This is a genomic window from uncultured Desulfosarcina sp. (assembly GCF_963664155.2).
Lineage (GTDB): Bacteria > Desulfobacterota > Desulfobacteria > Desulfobacterales > Desulfosarcinaceae > Desulfosarcina.
This window is the reverse complement of sequence record NZ_CAXXXH010000001.1, coordinates 1,822,538-1,842,763: the sequence shown is the minus strand read 5'-3', so window position 1 is coordinate 1,842,763 and position 20,226 is coordinate 1,822,538. Positions and strand designations below refer to the sequence as shown.

General features: G+C 57.0%; 17 protein-coding genes. 7 read left to right on the top strand and 10 right to left on the bottom strand.

What is annotated here, in order from left to right; translation table 11 throughout:
- Positions 1-88: 88 nt before the first annotated feature.
- The 4 genes from ACHZBS_RS08295 (at position 89) to ACHZBS_RS08280 (ending at position 5,181) form a co-directional block, all read left to right on the top strand.
- Positions 89-1,861 (top strand): N-acetylglutaminylglutamine amidotransferase, encoded by a 1,773-nt coding sequence (locus ACHZBS_RS08295; RefSeq protein WP_319406029.1) that lies wholly within the window; start codon positions 89-91, stop codon positions 1,859-1,861.
- Positions 1,862-1,921: 60 nt separating this feature from the next.
- Entirely contained in the window at positions 1,922-3,670 is a 1,749-nt protein-coding gene (gene ngg / locus ACHZBS_RS08290) for an N-acetylglutaminylglutamine synthetase (RefSeq protein ID WP_319406028.1), read from the top strand.
- A 117-nt stretch (positions 3,671-3,787) separates the two neighbouring features.
- Positions 3,788-4,822, top strand: coding sequence for an osmoprotectant NAGGN system M42 family peptidase (locus ACHZBS_RS08285; protein ID WP_319406027.1), 1,035 nt, complete (start codon positions 3,788-3,790; stop codon positions 4,820-4,822).
- A 32-nt stretch (positions 4,823-4,854) separates the two neighbouring features.
- Positions 4,855-5,181, top strand: a complete 327-nt coding sequence (locus ACHZBS_RS08280) for a hypothetical protein (protein ID WP_319406026.1) — start codon at positions 4,855-4,857, stop codon at positions 5,179-5,181.
- A gap of 131 nt (positions 5,182-5,312) precedes the next feature.
- On the opposite strand, the gene lipA is transcribed toward ACHZBS_RS08280, so the two are convergent.
- From lipA to ACHZBS_RS08245, 7 genes are all read right to left on the bottom strand, one after another.
- Positions 5,313-6,188, bottom strand: coding sequence for a lipoyl synthase (gene lipA / locus ACHZBS_RS08275; RefSeq protein WP_319406025.1), 876 nt, complete (start codon positions 6,186-6,188; stop codon positions 5,313-5,315).
- A gap of 91 nt (positions 6,189-6,279) precedes the next feature.
- The gene (gene lipB, locus ACHZBS_RS08270; protein WP_319406024.1) at positions 6,280-6,996 is read right to left on the bottom strand and encodes a lipoyl(octanoyl) transferase LipB; all 717 of its coding nucleotides are present in this window, start codon (positions 6,994-6,996) and stop codon (positions 6,280-6,282) included.
- A gap of 373 nt (positions 6,997-7,369) precedes the next feature.
- On the bottom strand, positions 7,370-8,824 hold the full coding sequence (gene gcvPB / locus ACHZBS_RS08265; RefSeq protein WP_319406023.1) for an aminomethyl-transferring glycine dehydrogenase subunit GcvPB: 1,455 nt from the start codon (positions 8,822-8,824) through the stop codon (positions 7,370-7,372).
- Positions 8,821-10,155, bottom strand: coding sequence for an aminomethyl-transferring glycine dehydrogenase subunit GcvPA (gene gcvPA / locus ACHZBS_RS08260; RefSeq protein WP_319406022.1), 1,335 nt, complete (start codon positions 10,153-10,155; stop codon positions 8,821-8,823). The genes gcvPB and gcvPA overlap by 4 nt, the downstream gene beginning before the upstream one ends.
- A 5-nt stretch (positions 10,156-10,160) precedes the next feature.
- Positions 10,161-10,559: a glycine cleavage system protein GcvH gene (gcvH, locus tag ACHZBS_RS08255; RefSeq protein ID WP_319406021.1), complete on the bottom strand. Its 399-nt coding sequence runs from the start codon at positions 10,557-10,559 to the stop codon at positions 10,161-10,163.
- 57 nt (positions 10,560-10,616) lie between these two features.
- Positions 10,617-11,888 carry an aminomethyl transferase family protein gene (locus tag ACHZBS_RS08250; RefSeq protein ID WP_319406020.1) on the bottom strand — a complete coding sequence of 424 codons (1,272 nt, stop codon included), beginning with the start codon at positions 11,886-11,888 and terminating at the stop codon, positions 10,617-10,619.
- Positions 11,889-12,050: 162 nt separating this feature from the next.
- Complete coding sequence (locus ACHZBS_RS08245) at positions 12,051-12,494, bottom strand: Lrp/AsnC family transcriptional regulator (protein ID WP_319406019.1); 444 nt, start codon at positions 12,492-12,494, stop codon at positions 12,051-12,053.
- A 216-nt stretch (positions 12,495-12,710) separates the two neighbouring features.
- On the opposite strand from ACHZBS_RS08245, the gene lpdA reads away from it, so the two are divergent.
- Entirely contained in the window at positions 12,711-14,144 is a 1,434-nt protein-coding gene (gene lpdA, locus ACHZBS_RS08240; protein WP_319406018.1) for a dihydrolipoyl dehydrogenase, read from the top strand.
- A gap of 273 nt (positions 14,145-14,417) precedes the next feature.
- Here the strand turns inward: lpdA and ACHZBS_RS08235 are convergent, their stop codons facing one another.
- On the bottom strand, positions 14,418-15,263 hold the full coding sequence (locus ACHZBS_RS08235) for a DMT family transporter (RefSeq protein WP_319406017.1): 846 nt from the start codon (positions 15,261-15,263) through the stop codon (positions 14,418-14,420).
- Positions 15,264-15,592: 329 nt separating this feature from the next.
- Here ACHZBS_RS08235 and ACHZBS_RS08230 point away from each other — a divergent pair, with 329 nt between their 5' ends.
- Positions 15,593-16,399: a MotA/TolQ/ExbB proton channel family protein gene (locus ACHZBS_RS08230; protein ID WP_319406016.1), complete on the top strand. Its 807-nt coding sequence runs from the start codon at positions 15,593-15,595 to the stop codon at positions 16,397-16,399.
- Positions 16,400-16,462: 63 nt separating this feature from the next.
- Positions 16,463-17,236, top strand: a complete 774-nt coding sequence (locus tag ACHZBS_RS08225) for an OmpA family protein (RefSeq protein ID WP_319406015.1) — start codon at positions 16,463-16,465, stop codon at positions 17,234-17,236.
- A gap of 25 nt (positions 17,237-17,261) precedes the next feature.
- On the opposite strand, the gene ovoA is transcribed toward ACHZBS_RS08225, so the two are convergent.
- Positions 17,262-19,373, bottom strand: coding sequence for a 5-histidylcysteine sulfoxide synthase (ovoA, locus tag ACHZBS_RS08220; protein ID WP_319406014.1), 2,112 nt, complete (start codon positions 19,371-19,373; stop codon positions 17,262-17,264).
- A gap of 125 nt (positions 19,374-19,498) precedes the next feature.
- Positions 19,499-19,987 carry a DUF4124 domain-containing protein gene (locus ACHZBS_RS08215; RefSeq protein WP_319406013.1) on the bottom strand — a complete coding sequence of 163 codons (489 nt, stop codon included), beginning with the start codon at positions 19,985-19,987 and terminating at the stop codon, positions 19,499-19,501.
- Positions 19,988-20,226: the final 239 nt, after the last annotated feature.

Sequence of the window (20,226 nt, the reverse complement as noted above, 5' to 3'; positions counted from 1 at the left end):
TGAATCTTACGCTGTTTTGATATCGTGGAGACAGTTTTTGTGTTGCATCTTCGCATTGACCAACCAGCCAGGGAGGAACTCACCAACCATGTGTGGAATTTGTGGGCAGATCAGTTTTAACGGGCAACCGGCTGATGTCGAACCCGTAGTCAAAATGACCGAGACGATGAAGGAGCGCGGCCCCGATGCGCTGGGCCTGCATGTACATGGGGGCACCGCTTTTGGGCACCGCCGATTGAAGATCATCGACCTGAGCGAGCGTGCCCATCAACCCATGGTGGACAACGCGCTGGGGCTGTCCATCATCTATAACGGCGCCATCTATAATTATGATGAACTGCGGGTGGAACTGGAGGGGAAAGGCTATGATTTTTTTTCCTACGGAGACACCGAAGTAATTTTAAAAGCCTATCACGCCTGGGGAAAAGATTGTGTCAACCACTTCAACGGGATGTTTGCCTTCGCCATCGCCCACCGTGACAGCGGGGAGACCTTCCTCGCACGGGACCGGTTAGGCATCAAACCGCTTTATTTCTCCAAAAGGGCCAAGGCCTTCCGTTTCGCCTCTTCGCTGCCGGCGCTGCTGGTGTATGACGACATCGAAAAAGCCATCGATCCCGTAGCCCTGCACCACTACATGACTTTTCATTCGGTGGTGCCGGCGCCTCATACGATCCTCAGGGACGTCAAAAAGATGAAGCCGGGTACGACGCTAACCGTCACACCTGAAGGCAGTGTTGACGAAGCCGCCTATTGGACGTTGGATTTCACGCCATCGGCGGATGAAATGCAATATGGACTCGAAGACTGGGCGGAACTCCTGCTGGTTCACCTGCGCAAGGCGGTCAAGCGGCGTCTCACCGCCGACGTTCCTGTCGGTGTGCTGCTCTCCGGCGGGCTGGATTCCAGCCTGATCGTGGGACTGCTGGCGGAACTCGGACAGTGGAACGTCAACACCTTTTCCATTGGTTTCAAGGACGTCAACGGTGAGGACGGCAATGAATTTGCCTATTCGGGACTCATTGCCGATCACTATGGCACCGACCACCATCGGATCGAGGCAGATGATGCGCGTGTCCTGCCCTCCCTGGACCGGTGCATCCGCGCCATGAGCGAGCCGATGGTCAGCCATGATTGCATCGGTTTTTATCTGCTGAGCGAAGCGGTGTCGCAGCACGTCAAGGTCGTCCAGAGCGGTCAGGGCGCCGATGAAGTCTTCGGCGGTTATCACTGGTATCCGCCCATGATGGAGAGCACGGACGGTGTCTATGAGTATGTGAGCCATTTTTTCGACCGCCCTCACACCGAGTATGCCGCCGCCGTCAACGCCAGTTTTGTGGGTGACGACCACAGTCTCGATTTCGTCCATCGCCATTTTGGCCAGCCAGGGGCGCAATCCGCAGTGGATCGGGCCCTGCGTATCGACACCACCGTCATGCTGACCGACGATCCGGTCAAACGGGTGGACAACATGACCATGGCCTTCGGCCTGGAAGCGCGGGTACCTTTTCTGGACCACGAACTGGTCGAGTTCAGCGCGCGCATACCGGCAAGCTTGAAGGTCGGTCACGGCGGCAAGCATGTGCTTAAAGAAGCGGCTCGCTCGGTGATTCCGGACGAGGTGATCGATCGGCCCAAAGGTTATTTTCCGGTTCCTGCGCTGAAATACCTGGATGGGGATTACCTGGCGTTTGTTGTCGACACGCTGTGTTCATCCAAAAGCCGCCAGCGGGCCATTTTTAACCCCGAGTACATCGAGCATGTCCTCGAGAAACCGGACGCACATATCACCCCGTTGAAGGGATCTAAATTATGGCAGATGGCGGTGCTTGAGCATTGGCTCACGGTACAGGGAATTTAAGGGCTTTATGATGCCAGGTTTCTCCAGGCACGCCTACCACCCAACAAGGAGGAAAAGCGGATGAACGCTACCCATAACCGCCAGGACCGTCTGGATCGCATGACCAGTCTGTCGTTAAAGAACTGGCAGCCGGCAACGGGACCCGATGCCGTAAGTCTGAAAAAAGACGCGGCCGTTGAAATGGGATGGGGACGGATCATCTTCGGGCATACGTTTCAATCCAATAACGGGCTGCATGATATCATTTGCAGAGAAGGAACCGGCAAGCGGGACATCGCTTTTTATCTGCGAGATCCCCACGTCCTGCTGTCCATGGGACCTGACAAACTGTTCATGGACCCCTCCCACACCTATCGGCTGTGGTTTCATGATTATCGTCCGGGACGCAAGCGTTGGCCGACCTTCACCATTCGGCGCCTGAGCATGAAGACCGATGCCGAGGCGGTCAACCGTATTTATCGATCCCGGAAAATGGTCACCGCCGATACCGGTTTTTACCTGGACAAGACCGCTTCCCGTCTGCGCACCTATCTGGTGGCCGAGGAGCTCAAAAGCAGGCGGATCATCGGGACCGTCACCGGCTTGGATCATGTTGAAGCATTCAACGATCCGGAGTCGGGGGCCAGTCTGTGGTGCCTCGCCGTGGATCCCCAGGCCAAGGCACCGGGTGTAGGCGAGGCATTGGTGCGTCACCTAACAGAGCATTATATGGCACGCGGTCGCAGCTACATTGACTTGTCGGTCATGCATGACAACGCCGAGGCCATTGCCCTGTATGAAAAATTGGGTTTCCAACGGGTGCCCGTTTTTTGCATCAAACGCAAAAACCAGATCAACGAGCCTTTTTTTACTGCATCTGCACCGGAAGAAAACCTGAACCCCTATGCCCGGATCATTACCGACGAGGCCCGGCGACGGGGCATCAGCGTGGAGGTGCTCGATGAGGAACACAACTATTTTAAATTGGCGCATGGTGGCCGATCGATGGTCTGCCGTGAATCGCTGACCGAACTCACCTCGGCCATTGCCATGAGCCGGTGCGATGACAAGCGGTTGACCCATCGCGTGCTGAGGACGGCAGGATTGGAAGTTCCCCGGCAATTCACAGCAAGCGTGGACGATAGCGAAAAAAATGTTGCTGTTCTGGAAAAACTTAAAAAGGTGGTGGTAAAGCCAGCCAGGGGCGAGCAGGGCAACGGCATCAGTGTGGATGTGCGTTCGCCCGAAGCTCTCGAAAAAGCGGTTGCCTGGGCAGGTCGATTTTGCCTGGACGTTATTATCGAATCCTACATGCCAGGCGAGGACCTGCGCCTGATCGTCATCGATCGGCAGGTTGTCGCCGCGGCGGTCCGCCGGCCGCCGGTGATCGTCGGCACAGGGATCCACAGCATCAGCGAATTGATCGAAAAATATAACCGCCGCCGGGCCAGCGCCACCGATGGTGAAAGCCGCATTCCGCTGGACGACGAAACCCGGCGCTGCATCAGACGGGCCGAACACGACCTGAGTGACGTTATCGCCTCCGAAGAAAAAATACAGGTGCGCAAGACCGCCAATCTACACACGGGCGGCACGATCGAAGATGTGACCGACATGATTCATCCAACAGTGGTCAACGCCGCTGAACATGCGGCTACACTGCTGAACATCCCCGTGACCGGACTGGACATGATTGTTCCCGACCTGGAAGGGTCCGAATATGTCATCATCGAAGCCAACGAACGTCCGGGGTTGGCCAATCACGAACCCCAGCCTACTGCTGAACGATTTATGGATCTTCTTTTTCCCCAAACCGCCGCTTCGGCCTGATTAGAGGTTGTGATCAGTGAATCGCGTTGCCATCGACATCGACTATTTCAAGCAGATGCTTATATCGCTGTTGAATATTCCAGCCCATCCGGCTATACGGACCAGATCGTTCATTTTGTGGGTCAGGAGCTGCAAGCGCTTGGCATCGCCTATAATGTAACCCGTCGCGGGGCGATCCGTGCCACATTGAAGGGTCGCAGTCGCAATACGCTGGATCGTGCCATTGCCGCGCACCTTGATACACTCGGCGCCATGGTCCGACAGCTGAAACCCAGCGGACGATTGGCCATCTCTCCCATCGGCACGTGGTCCAGTCGCTTTGCCGAGGGAGCCCGCGTAACCGTTTATACCGAGAACGGGCCGATCCGCGGAACAGTGCTTCCGCTGAAGGCATCCGGACACGCATACGGAGAAGCGGTGGATGCCCAACCCGTTGGTTGGGACCATGTTGAAGTCCGCGTCGATTACGACACCCGCATCCTTGATAGCACGATTAAAATCAATATCCAGGTCGGTGATTTCGTGGCGTTTGACACGCTGCCGGAAATTTCTACAGATGGGTTTGTCAATGCCCGCCATTTGGACGATAAGGCCGGTGTCGCCATTCTTCTGGCCATTGCCAAAGCTGTTGTTGACGCCCGGATTGTTCTGCCCATCGATTGCCATTTGATTTTCACTATTTTTGAAGAGGTTGGATCAGGAGCATCGGCGGCGGTCTATGGCGATGTGGCCGAAATGGTGGTCATCGATCATGCCCCGGTCGCTCCCAACCAGAACGCCACGGAATACAGCTGCGTGGTAGGAATGATGGACCAGACCGGTCCCTTTGATTACCATTTAAACCGCAAACTGTTAACCATCGGCAAGGATCATGAAATTGCACTGGTAAAGGATGTTTTCCGCTTCTATCGCAGTGATTCGGCGTCAGCGATCGAGTCTGGAAGCGACACACGTACCGCATTGGTATGCTTTGGTGTGGATGGGTCACATGGCTATGAACGGACGCACATGTCTTCATTAACAGCGGTAGCTGACCTGGTGGCTAACTATATCCAAAGTGAACCGACCTTTATGCGAGACAAAGATGAAATGTCGTCCTTGAATGGTTTCCCGCATCAACCGGACAGAGAAGTCATTCAAATAAAAACCTGATTGAGGCGTACAAACGCAAAAAGAAAATTCTCATGATTGAAATATCAAATGTACAGGCCATTCTGGATATCGCCCAAGGAAAAGATAGACCGGATTTAAGCCCCGCCTTTTACGCAGAGCCGCCGTATCTGTTCTTGGGTCTCCAAGGACGAGGGCCGGGAAAAGCATTGGCTGATTTATATTTAATCCCAGGCCGCTTCAAGCATCGCGAGGCTGCTATAGAGCGCTCAGGGCAACTCGACGATATAGGTAGTGTCTATCCAGAAACGGTCTTTTTGCCCGATATCTGCGTTATGCTCAAAATTTTATCCTCGGAATATCAGCTATATGCCTGCGGTAAAATTTATCGCATGCCTTGATCTCGACCCAAAATGCTCGTTCCTGGATGGACACTAGGTAGCGAAGAAAACGGTCCGCCTGAGAAACGTTACCTCAGAAAAACCATCAATTGAGAACTTGAAATATACCTATACCCTCCCGGATCAGCACATCATTCACTTCCCATAAACATCTCTCCGGCATGGTAGGAACTTCTCACGAAAGGGCCGGAGGCCACTTTTTCGAAACCGACTTCCAAGGCGAACCGGCGCCAGCGTTCAAATTCTTCCGGCGGGATGAAATCGACCACCGGCAGGTGCTGCGGGGTGGGTTGAAGGTACTGGCCGATGGTGAGCATGTGGCAGCCGGTGCGGTAAACGTCGGCGATGGTCTGCCGGACTTCCTCTTCGGTTTCGCCCAGGCCCAGCATGATGCCCGATTTAGCTGGGATGGACCAGTCGATGGTCTTGACGCGAGCCAGCAGCTCAAGGGACCGGTCGTAGTCTGCCTGGGGCCGCACGGTGGGATAAAGGCGCCGCACGGTTTCCATGTTGTGGTTGAGGACATCTGGGCGGGCTGCCAAAACGGTTTCCAAGGCTGATTTTTCTCCCTGAAAATCGGGGATGAGCACCTCCACCTGTACGCCGGGGATTTTTTCCCGCAGGGTATGGATGGTGGCGGCAAAATGGTCGGCGCCGCCGTCTTCCAGGTCGTCCCGGGTCACCGAGGTGACCACCACGTACCGCAAGTTCATCTTGTCTGCCGCGTCGGCCACGCGTCGGGGTTCGTCGGGGTCCAGCAGACCCGGGAGGCCGTCACCGATATTGCAGAAGCGGCAGTTGCGCGTGCAGGTGGATCCGAGAATCAGAAAGGTGGCTGTACGGGCGGAGAAGCATTCGAACTGGTTGGGGCAGTTGGCCTCCTGGCATACCGTATGGAGCTGACTCTTGCCGATCATGGATCGGATCTGTTCATACTCAGGCCCGGAAGGAAGCTTTCTTCTCAGCCAGGAGGGTTTGCCGGTGCGGATGGGGTTGGATGGGGTCATGATGTGAGGCTTTCAGAAAAAGGTTTCAAGGATCCGGGCGGTCAAGGATTCGAGTGAATGGGCTCAAAGGGCTTCCCACTCCCCAATTCCCTCAATCCCCCAGTTCGATCTCGGCATAAAGTTTCTCCAGGCTGACCGTTGTCAAGGAAATCCCCAAAACATCGGCCAAATGTGCCGCCATTTCCTGCCGGGCCTCGGCTATGGGAACAGGGGCGTTGAGATGGCGTTCGAAAGAGGTCATGCGCACCTGGTCGAGACCACAGGGATTGATCCAGGAAAAGGGCTCCATGTCCGTGTTGACGTTCAGAGCCAGGCCGTGGAAACTGACGCCGCGGCGAACGGTGATGCCCACGCTGCCCAGCTTGTCGCCATTGAGCCAGACACCGCGATTGGCTGGATTGGTGCCGGCATCGATGCCCCAGTGGCCGGCCGTAAGGATCATGGCCTGTTCGAGGCCGGAGACGAATTCAACCACCTTGAGGCGCCGGCGGTTGAGGTCGATGATCGGATAGGCCACCAGTTGCCCCGGCCCGTGGTAGGTGATGTTGCCCCCCCGATCCGTGGGCACCACCGACACGCCTTTTTCGACCAGGAAATCGTCGGTGACACACAGGTTTTCCCGACCCCCGCGCCGGCCCAGGGTGAAGACGCGGGGGTGCTCGACGCACAGGATCACGTCTGCGTCCAGTCGGCCGGCTGTTTTAGCATTGACGACGGCCAACTGAAGGTCCAGCGCCTTCTGGTAGTCGGTTTCCGGCAGGTCAATCCACCAGCACGGCATTTTGTTGTTGTTTTTCTCAGGTGCCATGGGCAATGTTCAATAAGTCCGCAATGATGTGGTTAAAACCCGGGTAAACCGGACACAATAAGCCACAAGCATCAAATTACAAAACTCAAATCACAAATAAATTCCTAATATCCAAATCTCAAATTAGCTCAAAATCCAAGAGTCGTTTGGCAACATCAACATTGGCAATTGTCTATGGCAATAGTATGATGAAATTCTCTACCACTTGATCGAATTGGAATGGACTTGATTTCGATCACATCATTTGGAGCTTTGGTCATTGTTATTTATTTGGAATTTGGTTTTTGGCTATTGTAATTTGTCTTCTGAAATTAAATTACTCCCTTGAGAAAAACTGGGGCGGCCCGACAGCCGCCCCCGGGAATAGTACTTTTTAACCCCGCAGGCAGGGATTACGGGCTGCCGCGGTTTCGTCCAAGCGCCGCACCTTGGGGAACTGGGGCGATTCGTGGAGGCAGTCGGGACAATCCACAGCCTCCTGGGCGATCTGTTTCATGGCGTCGATGAACTGGTCCAGAGTCTCCTTGGATTCGGATTCGGTGGGCTCGATCATGATGGCGCCGCTGACCACCAGCGGGAAGTAGATCGTCGGCGGATGAAACCCGTGGTCCATCAAACGTTTGGCGATATCCAGGGTGGCCACGTGGTGTTCCTGCTGGCGCTTGTCGGTAAAAACGCACTCGTGCATGCAGGGCCGGTCGTAGGGTAGGTGGTAGTGGCCTTTGAGGCGTTCTTTAATGTAGTTGGCGTTGAGCACCGCATACTGGCTGACCTCCTTGAGGTGTTTGCCCAGGCTCAGAATGTAGCTGTAGGCACGCAGCAGGATGCCGAAGTTGCCGTAAAAGGCATGCACTTTACCCACGGAGAGAGGATAATCCTCATCCAACCGGTAGGTGTCGCCATCTTTTACCACCCGGGGAACGGGCAGGAAGGGTTCCAGTTCCGGGGTAACGCATACCGGTCCGGCACCCGGGCCGCCGCCGCCATGGGGGGTGGAAAAGGTTTTGTGCAGGTTGAGATGCAGCACGTCCACCCCGATGTCGCCGATGTTGACGATGCCCATCACCGCGTTCATGTTGGCGCCGTCGCCGTAGACCAGACCGCCTTTTTCGTGGACGATGGCGGCTACCTTGCGGATGTTGTGTTCGAACAGCCCCAGCGTGTTGGGGTTGGTGATCATAATTCCGGCGGTGTCTTCGTCCATGAGTTCCGCCACGGTTTCGGGCAGCAGGACACCGTCGGAGCCCGATTTGACCGGAACGGCCTTGAAGCCGCATAGGGCGGCGCTGGCCGGGTTGGTGCCGTGGGCGGTGTCGGGAATCAGCACCTTGGTGCGCGGCGCGCCCTTGTTTTTGTGATAGGCGGAGAAGATCAGCATGCCGGTCAGTTCACCCTGGGATCCGGCAGCCGGCTGGAGGGTGACTGCCGGCAGGCCGGTGATTTCACCCAGGTATCCCTGCAGGTCATGCATCAGGGCCAGGGCTCCCTGGGAGAGGCTTTCCGGCAGCAGGGGGTGGGCGCCGGCAAAACCGGGAATGGATGCCTGGCGTTCGTTGGTCTTGGGGTTGTATTTCATGGTGCAGGAACCCAGCGGGTACATGCCGCTGTCCACGCCGAAATTCCACTGGGAAAGCTTGGTGAAGTGACGCACCACATCCAGTTCGGAAAGATCCGGAAAATCCGGACCGTCGCCCGCCAGGGATTCGTCCAGCGATGTTTCGTCCACGTCGCGGCGGGGCAGTGACAGGCCCTTGCGCCCCGGGGATCCTTTTTCCCAGAGCAGGGGTTCGTTGAAGATCAGGCCGGTGGTTCCCATTTTCTCTTTCATTTGACCACCTCCTTTACCAGTGCATCGATATCATTTTTGGACAGCGTCTCGGTCACGCACATGAGCCAGCAGTCGGACAGTTCAGGATAGTAGGGGCCCAGGTGCAGCCCGGCGACGATTTTCTTCTCCAGCAGCGCCTGCCAGGTGTCGGCAAATCCATCGGGGAAGCGGACAACGAATTCATTGAAGGTCGGCGCACTGAAGGGAGATGGGTATCCGGCCGCGGCCAGGGACGCCTTGAGGTACTCGGCCCGATCCCGGTTGAGCCGGGAGAGTTCCCGGATGCCCGTGCCGCCCATGGCCGCCATGTACATGGTGGATGCGGTGGCGCACAGGCCTTGGTTGGAGCAGATGTTGGAGGTGGCTTTTTCCCGGCGGATGTGCTGCTCGCGGGTCGCCAGGGTCAGGACGAAGCCGGTCTTGCCGTCCCGGTCCACGGTTTTGCCGATGAGCCGGCCGGGCATGGCGCGCACAAATTGCTGCCGGGCGGCGAACATGCCCAGTCCGGGGCCGCCGAAGCTCTGGGGGATGCCGAAGCTCTGACCCTCGCCGCAGGCAATGTCCGCCCCGCAGGCACCGGGGCTTTTGAGCAGGCCATAGGCCAGCGGTTCACTGAAACCGACGACGAAGAGCGTTTTTTTGTCGGCGTGAATGGATTTTTCGGCGGCCTCCAGATCTTCGATGCAGCCGAAAAAATTGGGGCTCTGCAGGGCCACGCCGGCCAGTTCGCCCAAGTCTTTCAAACCGGAAAGGTCGGTGCGGCCGTCGGCCGCCACGGGCAGCTCGACCACTTCAAATTCGGTGGGTGCGAAATAGGTTTCCACCACTTTGCGATACAAGGGGTGAACCGCTTGGGAAACAGCCACCCGCTTGCGGCGGGAAACCCGGATGGTCATGAGCAGGGCTTCAGCCAATCCCGAAGCGCCGTCGTACATGGAGGCATTGGCTACGTCCATGCCCAGCAGGCGGGTCACCAGGGTCTGGTACTCATAGATGGTCTGCAGGGTGCCCTGGCTGATTTCCGGCTGGTAGGGCGTGTAGGCGGTGAAGAATTCACTGCGCAGCAGCAGCTGGCGGGTGATTTCGGGGATGTAGTGGCTGTAGCTGCCGGCTCCCATGAACACCTTGCAGGCAGGCGAGGCGCCCATGAGACTGGCCAGGCCGTCCATGTGCCCGTTGAGTTCCCATTCGGTAAGGGGGTCGGGCAGGGCCAGCTCATCTTTCCGGCGGCAGTCGTCGGGAATACTGGAGAAAAGAGCATCCAGATCCGCCGCGCCCACCACCTGAAGCATCTGTTCGGTATCTTCTTGTGTATGCGGCAGGTATCTCATGAGGGTTATCCTTTCAGCATTTCAAAGTAGTCGGCTTTGGATTTTAAAGCCTCCAGTTCGGCGGGGTCGCTGGCTTTGATTTCCATCATCCATCCGCTGTCGTATGGGTCGCTGTTTACCCGTTCCGGCTCATCGGCCAGGGCTTCGTTGATGGCCGTCACCTCGCCGCCGATGGGCATGTAAAGTTCGGATACGGCCTTGACCGATTCGACGGTGCCGAACTCCTCGCCCTTGTCAAAACTGCTGCCCACCTCGGGCAGTTCCACAAACACGATGTCTCCCAGTTGATCCTGGGCATAGTCGGAAATGCCGATGCGCACGACGTCGCCGCTTTTTTTGGCCCACTCATGGTCGTCGGTGTAACGCACGTTTTCGGGCAGTTTCAGTTCGCTGATGGCTTTCATTTTTTGTCCTCCCTGTGATTGTTTTTTTCTATTGGATACGCGGCGCGGTGTCCGCGATTAGATCATCTCGGCCATGGGTTTGCGGGCGGTGCGGTGGGGACGCACATCGTCCACGATGGTGACGGTGATCTTGCGCCGGCTGTCAGCGATATCCACATGCTGGCCTACCGACAGCTTGCGGTTGACCTTGACGAAACCGCAGCAAAGCCCCCTGGCGGTGAAGCCCGCCGGTTTGTCCGGGCTGGCAACGCTGAAAATTTCACCGCCGTGACGCCCGATGCCCATGTCCGTGGCGCAGGTGAGCACGGTCCCGATCGTTTGGCCGTCGGCATCGATGACCCGGGAGCCTTCTCCCGCTGAAATTTTGCGCAGGTCATTGCCTGCAAAGGCCTGGGTGAAGGAAAAATCCGTATGCTGTTCCAGGGCTGCCCGGCCGATGAAATCCTTGGTGAACCCGGTCTGATCTGCATTAAAGGGCAGGGCAAAGGGCCAGGGGTGGTTGATGAACGGCCAGTGTCCAATGTCCTGGTGTGAAAGCGGCAGCACGGCACCGGCGCGAAGGCTGTCCCGGGCCGCCAGGCCGCAGGGTTTGATGCCGCTGGCTTGGCCGGCTTCGAGAAGGCGTTCCCACAGGCGCTGGATTTTATCCGGTGCCAGAAAGATTTCGAAGCCGAATTCACCGGTGTATCCGGTGCGCGACAGCAGAATGGGGGTGCCGTCGTCCAGGCGAACCTCATCGGCCAGGGGCGAGATGGGGTCAATGTGCCCCTTGAAGGAGAAGTAGGGCATGCCGGCAAAGACCGCTTTTGGATCGGCCAGAACCTGGCCGAGAATTCGGGCCGCCGCCGGCCCCTGAATGTCCATCTTGCCCAACCGATCGGTGAGGTCGGTGACCGCGGCCTCTCTCCCACCGAGGTTGCGCCGCAAATGGTCGGCGATGGCTCCGCCCATGCCGGCGTTGACCACCACCATGTAGCTGTCCGCCTTCATGAAGAAGACGATGGCGTCGTCGATGGTATGGCCGTTTTTATCTAAAAAGGCCCCGTATACGCATCGGCCCGGGGAAAGGGGCTTCCTGGCCGGTCCCATGCAGGCGTCCAGATTGTTGGTAAAGCAATGCTGGAGCAGGGCGGCGGCTCCCGATCCGTCGACGATGACGGCTGCCATGTGACTGGTGTCGAAAATGCCGGCGCCGGTCAGCACGGCTAAATGCTCCTCTTTCACCGACGAATACCACAGGGGCATGTCGTAGCCGCCGAAGTCCGCCATGTTGGCGCCTTGGCTCCGATGCCAGTTGTTCAGCGGCGTCCGTTTGATTGCAGTTTCCATGACGCGGTTTCCTTTGATGACTAAAGGGTTCGGGGATTCCAGGATTCGAGTGGGCGCCACCGCCGTGGGCAAGGTCAATCGGTTTTTTCATGTGCCAGCCGAACTATCGCGTTCATGGCGGCACTTGCTTTTTCCTTGACCCCTCGACTCCTGGAATCCTTCTTAAAATATATAAGGGATCTTCAGGTTGTAGCTCTTGTAAACGACAAAGGTTTCCACCGATTGTACGCCCTGGAGCCGGGACACTTCTTCGGTGTAGAATTCGAGCAGGCCGAAGCCCTCCTTGAGCAGTACCACGAGGATCAGGTCAAATCGGCCGGTGACCACGCTCACCGATACCACCCCGCGGACGCGGCTGAACTCTTCGCCCTTTTTGACCAGGTCCATGGTGGTCAGCTTGACGCCCACCATCACGACCCGGTGCCGCGGAACCGCTTCCGGATCCACCAGGCCGACGATCTCCAGCACACCTTCTTCCTCCAGCTTACTGACACGTGATCTGACGGTATTCTCGGAAACGCCGAGATCTTCTGCAATGATCTTATAGGACTTTCTGCCCTCCTGAAGATGGCGGATAATGGAAATGTTCAGATCGTCTACTTTCATCGAGAGCCTTTCAATGATACCGTGGATATGCAAAATATTTAATTGAACATGATGAATCTGTCAAACATTTTTTATATAATTGAAGTTTTCATCAAAAAAAAGTTGAAAAATAGTTGAAAAAGACATTAATTGGAATTGTGTCATTACAATGGGTGCCGCGGCGGACCTGTCCGCGGTTTCAATAAAACAGCGATATGGACAAGGAGGAAAAGCCTGATGGCAACACGGGTAACCATTCTGGGCGCCGGTCCGGGGGGATATGTGGCGGCGGTACGCGCAGCGCAACTGGGTGCGGTGGTGACGGTGGTGGAAAAGGAGCAGGTCGGCGGCACCTGCCTGAACTGGGGGTGCATTCCCTCGAAGATCATGAAAACCACTGCCGAGATGCTTGAACAATTTCACCGGGCCGAGGAGTTCGGCATCCGGACCGAGGGTCGCGCCATGCTGGACATGGCCGGACTCATGGCCCGCAAACACAACGTGCTGGCCACGCAGATCAAGGGCATCGAAAGCCTGCTGGCCCACCACAACGTCAATCTCGTTCGCGGTCATGCCCGCATCGACGGTCCGGGCAAGGTGTCCGCCACCGGCGAAGACGGCCGGCAGCAAAGCTGGGACTGGGACCGGCTGATCATCGCCACCGGGTCCCACCCCTTTTCGGTGCCGGCGTTTTCTTTTGACGGCCGACGGATTCTTTCCAGCAACCACATTCTGGAGATCGAGCGGGTTCCTGAATCCATTGTTATCGTGGGTGGGGGTGTCATCGGCTGCGAGTTTGCCTGCATCCTGTCCGCCATGGGGGCCCGGGTGATCGTTGTGGAAGCCCTGGACCGCCTGCTGCCCCTGCCGTCGGTGGACACCGGTTGCTCCAAGGTGCTGGAGCGGGAAATGAAAAAACGCAAGATCAAGTTTTACGTGAACCGGGTGGTCGAATCGATCCAGCAGAGCGATGAGGGCCTCACGGTGACCATCGGCCCCTCCCCGTTTGCATCGGATTTGAAGGAAAAGGACAAGGTTCCGGTGACGGCAAGGGTGGCGCAGGCGCTGGTGTGCATCGGCCGGTCGCCCAATACGAAAGGCATCGGCCTGTCCACCATCGGCCTCGAGACGGATTCCAAGGGGTGGATCCCGGTGGACGACCGCCTGCAGACCGATATCCCCGGGGTTTTTGCCATCGGCGATGTGTTGGGGCCGGAGCGGGTGATGCTGGCTCACGTGGCTTCCACCGAAGCCATGCTGGCTGCGGAAAATGCCATGGGTGCCGACCTCTCCATGGACTACACGGCGGTTCCCGGGGCCATTTTCACCATGCCGGAGGTGGCCTGCGTAGGACTTACCGAAACCCAGGCCAAAGAGCAGGGGATCGATGCCCGCGCGGATACCGTGCTGTTCCGCACCATCGGCAAGGCCCAGGTATTAGGTGAACTGGCCGGCCAGGCAACCATCGTTTCCGAAGCCGGCAGCGGCAAGGTGCTGGGGGTCCACCTCATCGGTCCCCATGCCACGGATCTGCTGGGAGAGGGCACCCTGGCGGTGGGCAACCATCTGAGTGTGGCGGACGTCGCCGACACCATTCATGCCCACCCCACCCTATCGGAGATTATGCTGGAGGCGGCGTTGAAGGCCAGTGGCAAGGCGCTCCACGGCTAAGGCGTGGCCGTCCAGAAACGGCATCTTTTGCCCCAGGCCGGCGTTCTCGTGATTTCGCAATCCTCGACGTAGCGCTGCTACGCCTGCGGTTCCAAAATCCCTGCGGCCTTGGCCTGAGCCACAATCTACCATTTCTGAATGGCCACGGAGCTGAGCACTGAGTCAGTGATTAACGATAAAGGTTTAAACTCGGAGGAATACCTTCAATAAATCGTTGAGCTTGGCTATTTGGCCTTCAGGTAATTCTTTTCTTCAGCCTTACAGTCTATTCACCTAAATCGCTATCAGCACCAGCGCCGCTATGGCAATGGCCACCCCGCACCACTGCCGACGGTTCAGCCGTTCCCGGAACACCAGCCAGGCCAGCATAATGGTGGATGCCGGATAAAGCGATGCGAGCACGGTTGAGACGTCCAGTCGCCCGAGATTGGCGGCCACGGTGAATGCGGCAGTTCCGGCCGTGTCCAGAATGCCGGCCAGGGCAATGAAAAGGATTTGGCCTTTAGGAGGTGCCGTGAGCTGGCGGGTTGCCGTGAGGATCAGAAACATCACGGTGACGGCACCGGCCTTGGAGGCCAACAGGGGCCAGAGGACAGCCTGACCGCTGGCGTGGTCCATCAGGATAAAAAAGAGTCCGAATCCCAAACCGGCCAGCAGGGACAGGCGCAGCTCGCCCTTGTGCATGCGCAGCTCCCCACCCGGAGAGGAGAGCAGCCAGACCGCTGCCATGGCGGCGGCCAGGCCGAATCGTTGCAGTGTTGTGGGAAGACCTTCGACCACAAAGGAAAAACCCATGGGAATAATCGCCGTGACCAATGCCGACAGGGGGGCGACGAGTCCCATGCGGCCTGCGGCCAAGCCTTTGTAAAGACACACAAGACCCAGGACGCCGAATCCGCCTGCCAGCATGCCCGACAGCACCTGCCGGGTATCCGGTGCATGGCCGGCAAACACCGACGTCAAACCGAGCATCAGCATCCCGCCCAGCATCTGTGAGAAGAGAACCACGGTAAGTGCATTGCCCCGTCGGGAGGCAAAGCCGCCGGCAAAATCGCCGGCTCCCCAGGCTACGGCACTGCACAGGCCGCAGGTGACGGCCACGGTTTCCGGATTGATCATATCGACACTTTCCTGCCCTTATCATGGGTTATCGCGAAGCTGTCCGCCCCGGTATGAGACCGATCCGAACCAGATTGTCATTTACCGTCCGTCAATATTTGCCTGGATAGCTCTCCGCCCGGCAATTTTTTCCCGATTAAAATATTGCATATGCCCAAAAAAGATCTTTACGGCCCTGTTTGCGGGTGACCTGTCTCATGGCACAAAAACTGCTAAGAGAAAAGGATAAAGGATAAAGCCTGATTGGTCGTCATCATCCGTTAATAGTTTAGAATGAGGGTAAACACCACCCGTGGAGGGTTCATAACGTGGTAAGAAATTGTCTTTTAATGGTTGGGATGATATTTTTTTTTCTCTTTGCCCGCACGATCATGGGCGATATCCCGGTTCTGGTTAACTTGAGGAGCGGAGCCTTGGTTTTTATCGGCACGATCATTGGCGGTTCGCTGGCATTTCCCGTCCATACCCTGCATGGCTTTTTCACCCGTTTGATCGACAGCCTGAAACCCCAACCGAAAACCGTCGAGGATCTGATCAATCAAATAACCGTGCTGGCGCGCCTGCAGCGGGTCGCCGGTCTCAGCGAGATGAGCCGTAAAATCAACGCGGTGCCACATCCGGTTCTCCGCCGCGGCTTCCAAATGATTCTTGATAATTACGACTCCCCGCGCGTCGAGATGATGCTGGGGAAAGAGATCAACCTGTATCTGGACCAATTGCAGACCCAGCTGAACGTAATCAACAGGGTTGCCAGGCTTGCGCCGGTATTCGGTTTTGTGGGTACGATCATCGGGTTGATCAATGTGTTGAACCACATCGGCAATTCCGCGCAAATCGGACAAGGCATGGCGACGGCCCTGCTGACCACCTTTTACGGCCTGCTCTTCGCCAATTTTCTGTTTCTTCCAATCGCGGGAAAGTTTGCCGAGTACATCAGGCGCGAGGCCCTGATGCTCAATGTCATTTTCGACGGCGTCGTGGCCGTGTGCGATCAACGACCACCCCTGGAGATTGCCCACAGTCTGAAATCCTATGCGGAAGCCGATTTCTCAATGCCGCAGCCGCAGCCGCTAAAAAAGCGGCATCGATGGAATCCGTGGGGCGATTCAGCCAGCCCACAGGGCCTGGCGAGGTAGCGGATGGTCGGCAAGGGCGATGGGTCAATTCAATGGCGGTTCAGGCCAAACGCGGACAAGGGTTTGGCTGCCCGATTTTTCCTGGCAGGAGACGTGGAGGCCGCCGAAGAGGGTGCCTTTTTGTGGAGTATGGCTGACCTGATGACCCTTCTGCTTGTTTTTTTTGTTCTGCTTTACGCCAATTCAATCAATCGGCCTGAAATCGCTGCCCAGGCGCCGGAACCGGAACGCCGGACCGTCGCATCGTCGATGGGCGTCGATTCCGACCTTCTCCCGGAAGTTCAACCCGTTGAATCCATACCTGCGGAAGAGACCTCGGCGCCGAATCCGGAACCGCCGGCAGCGAACCTTCCATTAACGGAGGGGGAAGATCCCGTCGAACCGTTGAATCAGGAAATGATGAATGGTTTGAAAGACAGCTTCAGCAATGATTTCTACGTCCGGTGGGACGAGAAACAACCTGTTTTTGTCCTGGGCGAGCGGATCACGTTCAATGTTGGGGACGCGATACTTTTGGCGGATGCTCAATCCGCATTGAAACGGATTGCCGATTGGATTGCGCCGCAGCACCAGTATCAGATCATCGTGTCAGGCCATACCGACGACATCGCCATCCGGACGTCGAGATTTCCATCCAATTGGGAACTGTCTGCGGCAAGGGCCGCCAGTGTGGCCAAATTTCTGGCATCCCACGGTGTCGCCCCTCAACGGCTGATCATTCAGGGAAAATCGGAATTCCATCCCCTGGTTGCCAATACTTCAGATGAGAATCGACGGGCAAACCGTCGGGTTGAAATTTCCCTGCTGAAGGGCAGGCAGACATCGGAAAATTCATAGGAGGCTTCACTGATCGGGGTGACGCCTATTTTATCCGCTCCCAGGCCGTCATTTGGCTGACGGTGTGCTGAAACTTGCGCCGGGTTTCTCGAATGACGAATTCAACGTCCCGGGGTGTGCCGATCATCTGAAAATGAGCGGCCAGCAGGTCTTTCAAGCCCTCCAGCGTGGTATACGGCTCGCCGTCCTTGCGGATGCCGCCCACCCAGTTTTCCCGACGGGTGAATTCCTCCAGCCAGGTGTAGGGCGAGGCAATGACCAGGACGCCACCCATGGTGAGCCGTTCATGGATGGTGGTGAGAAACTTTTTCGGGTCGTAGAGCCGGTCGATGAGATTGGCTGCCAGGACCAGGTCGTAGCCGGTGAACTGGGGTTTGAGGTTGGTGGCATCGGCCTGGAAGAATTCGACCCGGTTGATAACGGTGTCCAGTCCGAAATCGGCCAGATGCCGTTCATGGTAGGAGACGATCTCTCCCTCTTCCAATCGTTCATAATGGGTTACCCCTTTTTCCTGCATCTGGAAGGCGATACGGATAAATCGTGCCGAAAAGTCCAGTCCGTTGACAAAGTCGAAGGTCCGGGCCAGTTCGAAGGTGGCGCGTCCCACGGCGCAGCCTAAATCCAGGGCCCGCTTTTTGGGTCGGCCCTCCATGAAGGCCACGGCAAGCCGGGTGCATTGCAGGGGAAAGTTCTCCACATTGAAATAGGACTCCCCGTAATGGGCCTCGCAATACTGGGAGACCGCCAGATCGCTTTCATACATGGCCTCGGGCAGTTCCACCGGCTGTTCGGAAGCCACGTACCGGAAGCCTGCGTGCTGGAAGAAATGCCGCCGGAAGGCGTAGCGGGAGTCGCGGGTGGCCTCGTTGCCGGTGGAGATCCAGGAACCTCCCTTGATCAGGTTGTGACGGGTGTCGAAGGTGGGCGTGGAGAAGTCGTCGTAAACCGGATGGACGGCAAAGCCCGTGAAGCCGGTGATGGGCGTTTCCGTCCACTGCCACACATTGCCGATGATGTCGTAAAAGTCGCCGAAGCGAAACCGGTTCACCGGGCACGACGAGGCCCAGTGTTCCAGATTGAGGTTGCCCGGCGCGTGATCCCAATAGGGCTGGTCCGGAATGTCGTGCAGATCGCGCAGGCGGTACCATTCGTCCTCGGTGGGCAGGCGGATGGTTTTGCCGCGTTTTGCGGCCATCCAGTTGCAAAACGCCTTGGCCTCCAGATAGTTGACCTCCACGGGCCAGTCCCAGGGCATGGGGATGATACGGGTCATGGTCCGGAAAGTCCAGTCGCCATCCGACGGGATCCAGAAGATCGGGTGCCTCGCCGTCGAATAGCCGACCCAGTTCCAGCCCTCTTCGGTCCATAGCGCCTTCGTGGTATAGCCGTCGTCCTCGACGAAGCCCAGGTACTCCCGGTTGGAAACCAGGTAGCGCGACGCCTCGAAATCCCGGATATCGAAGGTGTGGCTGCCGAATTCATTGTCCCAGCCGTACAGGGGGTGGTCCTTGGATTTTCCCAGGACGACCTGGCCGCCGGACACCGGCAGCAGATCGTTGTCCGGCGCCGTGCCGGATTCCTTGCAGATATCCCACAAGGGCATATGACGGACTTGGTCGATGGGCATTCGCCGGATGATTACCGAAGATGTTTCCAGGTGAATCCGTTGGTGTTCGATTCCCATCATGATGGCCCAGAACGGGTGGTCCCAGGTGATGGGCAGGGTCAGCGGCAGATTGCGGATGGTATTGTCCACCAAGGCCCGCACCTCATCCCGATAGGCTTTAACCGCTGTCACGGTGGGCCATTCATAATGGGCGTCGTCCAAATCGTCCCAGGACATTTCGTCCACCCCCACCGCAAACATGGACTCGAATGTTGGATTGAGGCGCTGATCGATGATTTTTGCAATGATCAGTTTGTTGATGTAGAAGACACCGGTGTGGCCGAGGTAAAAAATCGGCGGATGCCGAAGGGGTTCGGCCCGCAGGTAAAAGGCGTCATCGGATGCCAGGGTCTCGTAGAGCTTTTCGTCGAGGGTGAAGGTTTTATGGAAATAATCCAGAATTTCTTCACGCTTTGCTTCGGGCGTGCCCGTATTCAAAATGGGTGTCCGGGTGTTTCGTAAATCTGTCATAACGCCCTCCCGATAGATTCTGTACGCGGGTTCCGCATGGCGGTCAACCCGGATGGAGGGGATGACACGGGCGACCGGAAAGCGGTGTCGAGGGTCAGAAAAAGCAGTCGATGATATCGATACGGCTACTTGGTGAAATAGTCGTCAGGGTTGTTTTCCAGTTGATTGATCTTTTCCTGAACCTGTTTGATCATGTTGGCTTTCTGACCGGATGAGAAAGTGGGACCCAGCCCTCGTCCTTGAATATCATCGATCTCTTTCTGCAGTTTGGCCCGTTCCTGCTCGATTCGCCGGTTCTGGGCCTCCAATTGCTGCTGCCGCCTGGCTTCCGCTTCCTGGGCCTTCTTGTCGGCCTGTTCCTCAAAATGCCGGTCAGCGCTCCTGCTGGCGTCCTCCACCATGCGGTCATATTCTCGCCGGTTCCGGTCATCAGCGCTCTGATCGTATGGGATCCCCTGAAGGGTTTGAACATTTTCGACATCTTCTGGCGGCTGGGAATTCGAATAGCGTTTGATGCCATCGGCATCGGTCCACGTATAGATGGTATCGGCAAAAATGGTGCTGCCAAGCAGAAAAAACAAGGCGGTGAAACTGAAAACGATTTTCCGATGCATGTGAACCTCCTGATGGGGGAAACAGGGGTTATCTCCGGCGGCCAAGGAGGCCAAAGAGCCGACAGTGACGGAGAGGGGCGGTTCTTGCCAAGACCTAACCTTTGGAAAATACCACTAAAATATAGGCTTGGCCCGGTACAAGTCAACCCATAAATAGCTATTTCAGGACGCTCATTCAATACGCCCGGGGACAATCCGGACGAGTTTCATTGCCAACGCGGGGAGTCCTATGGTAAAAA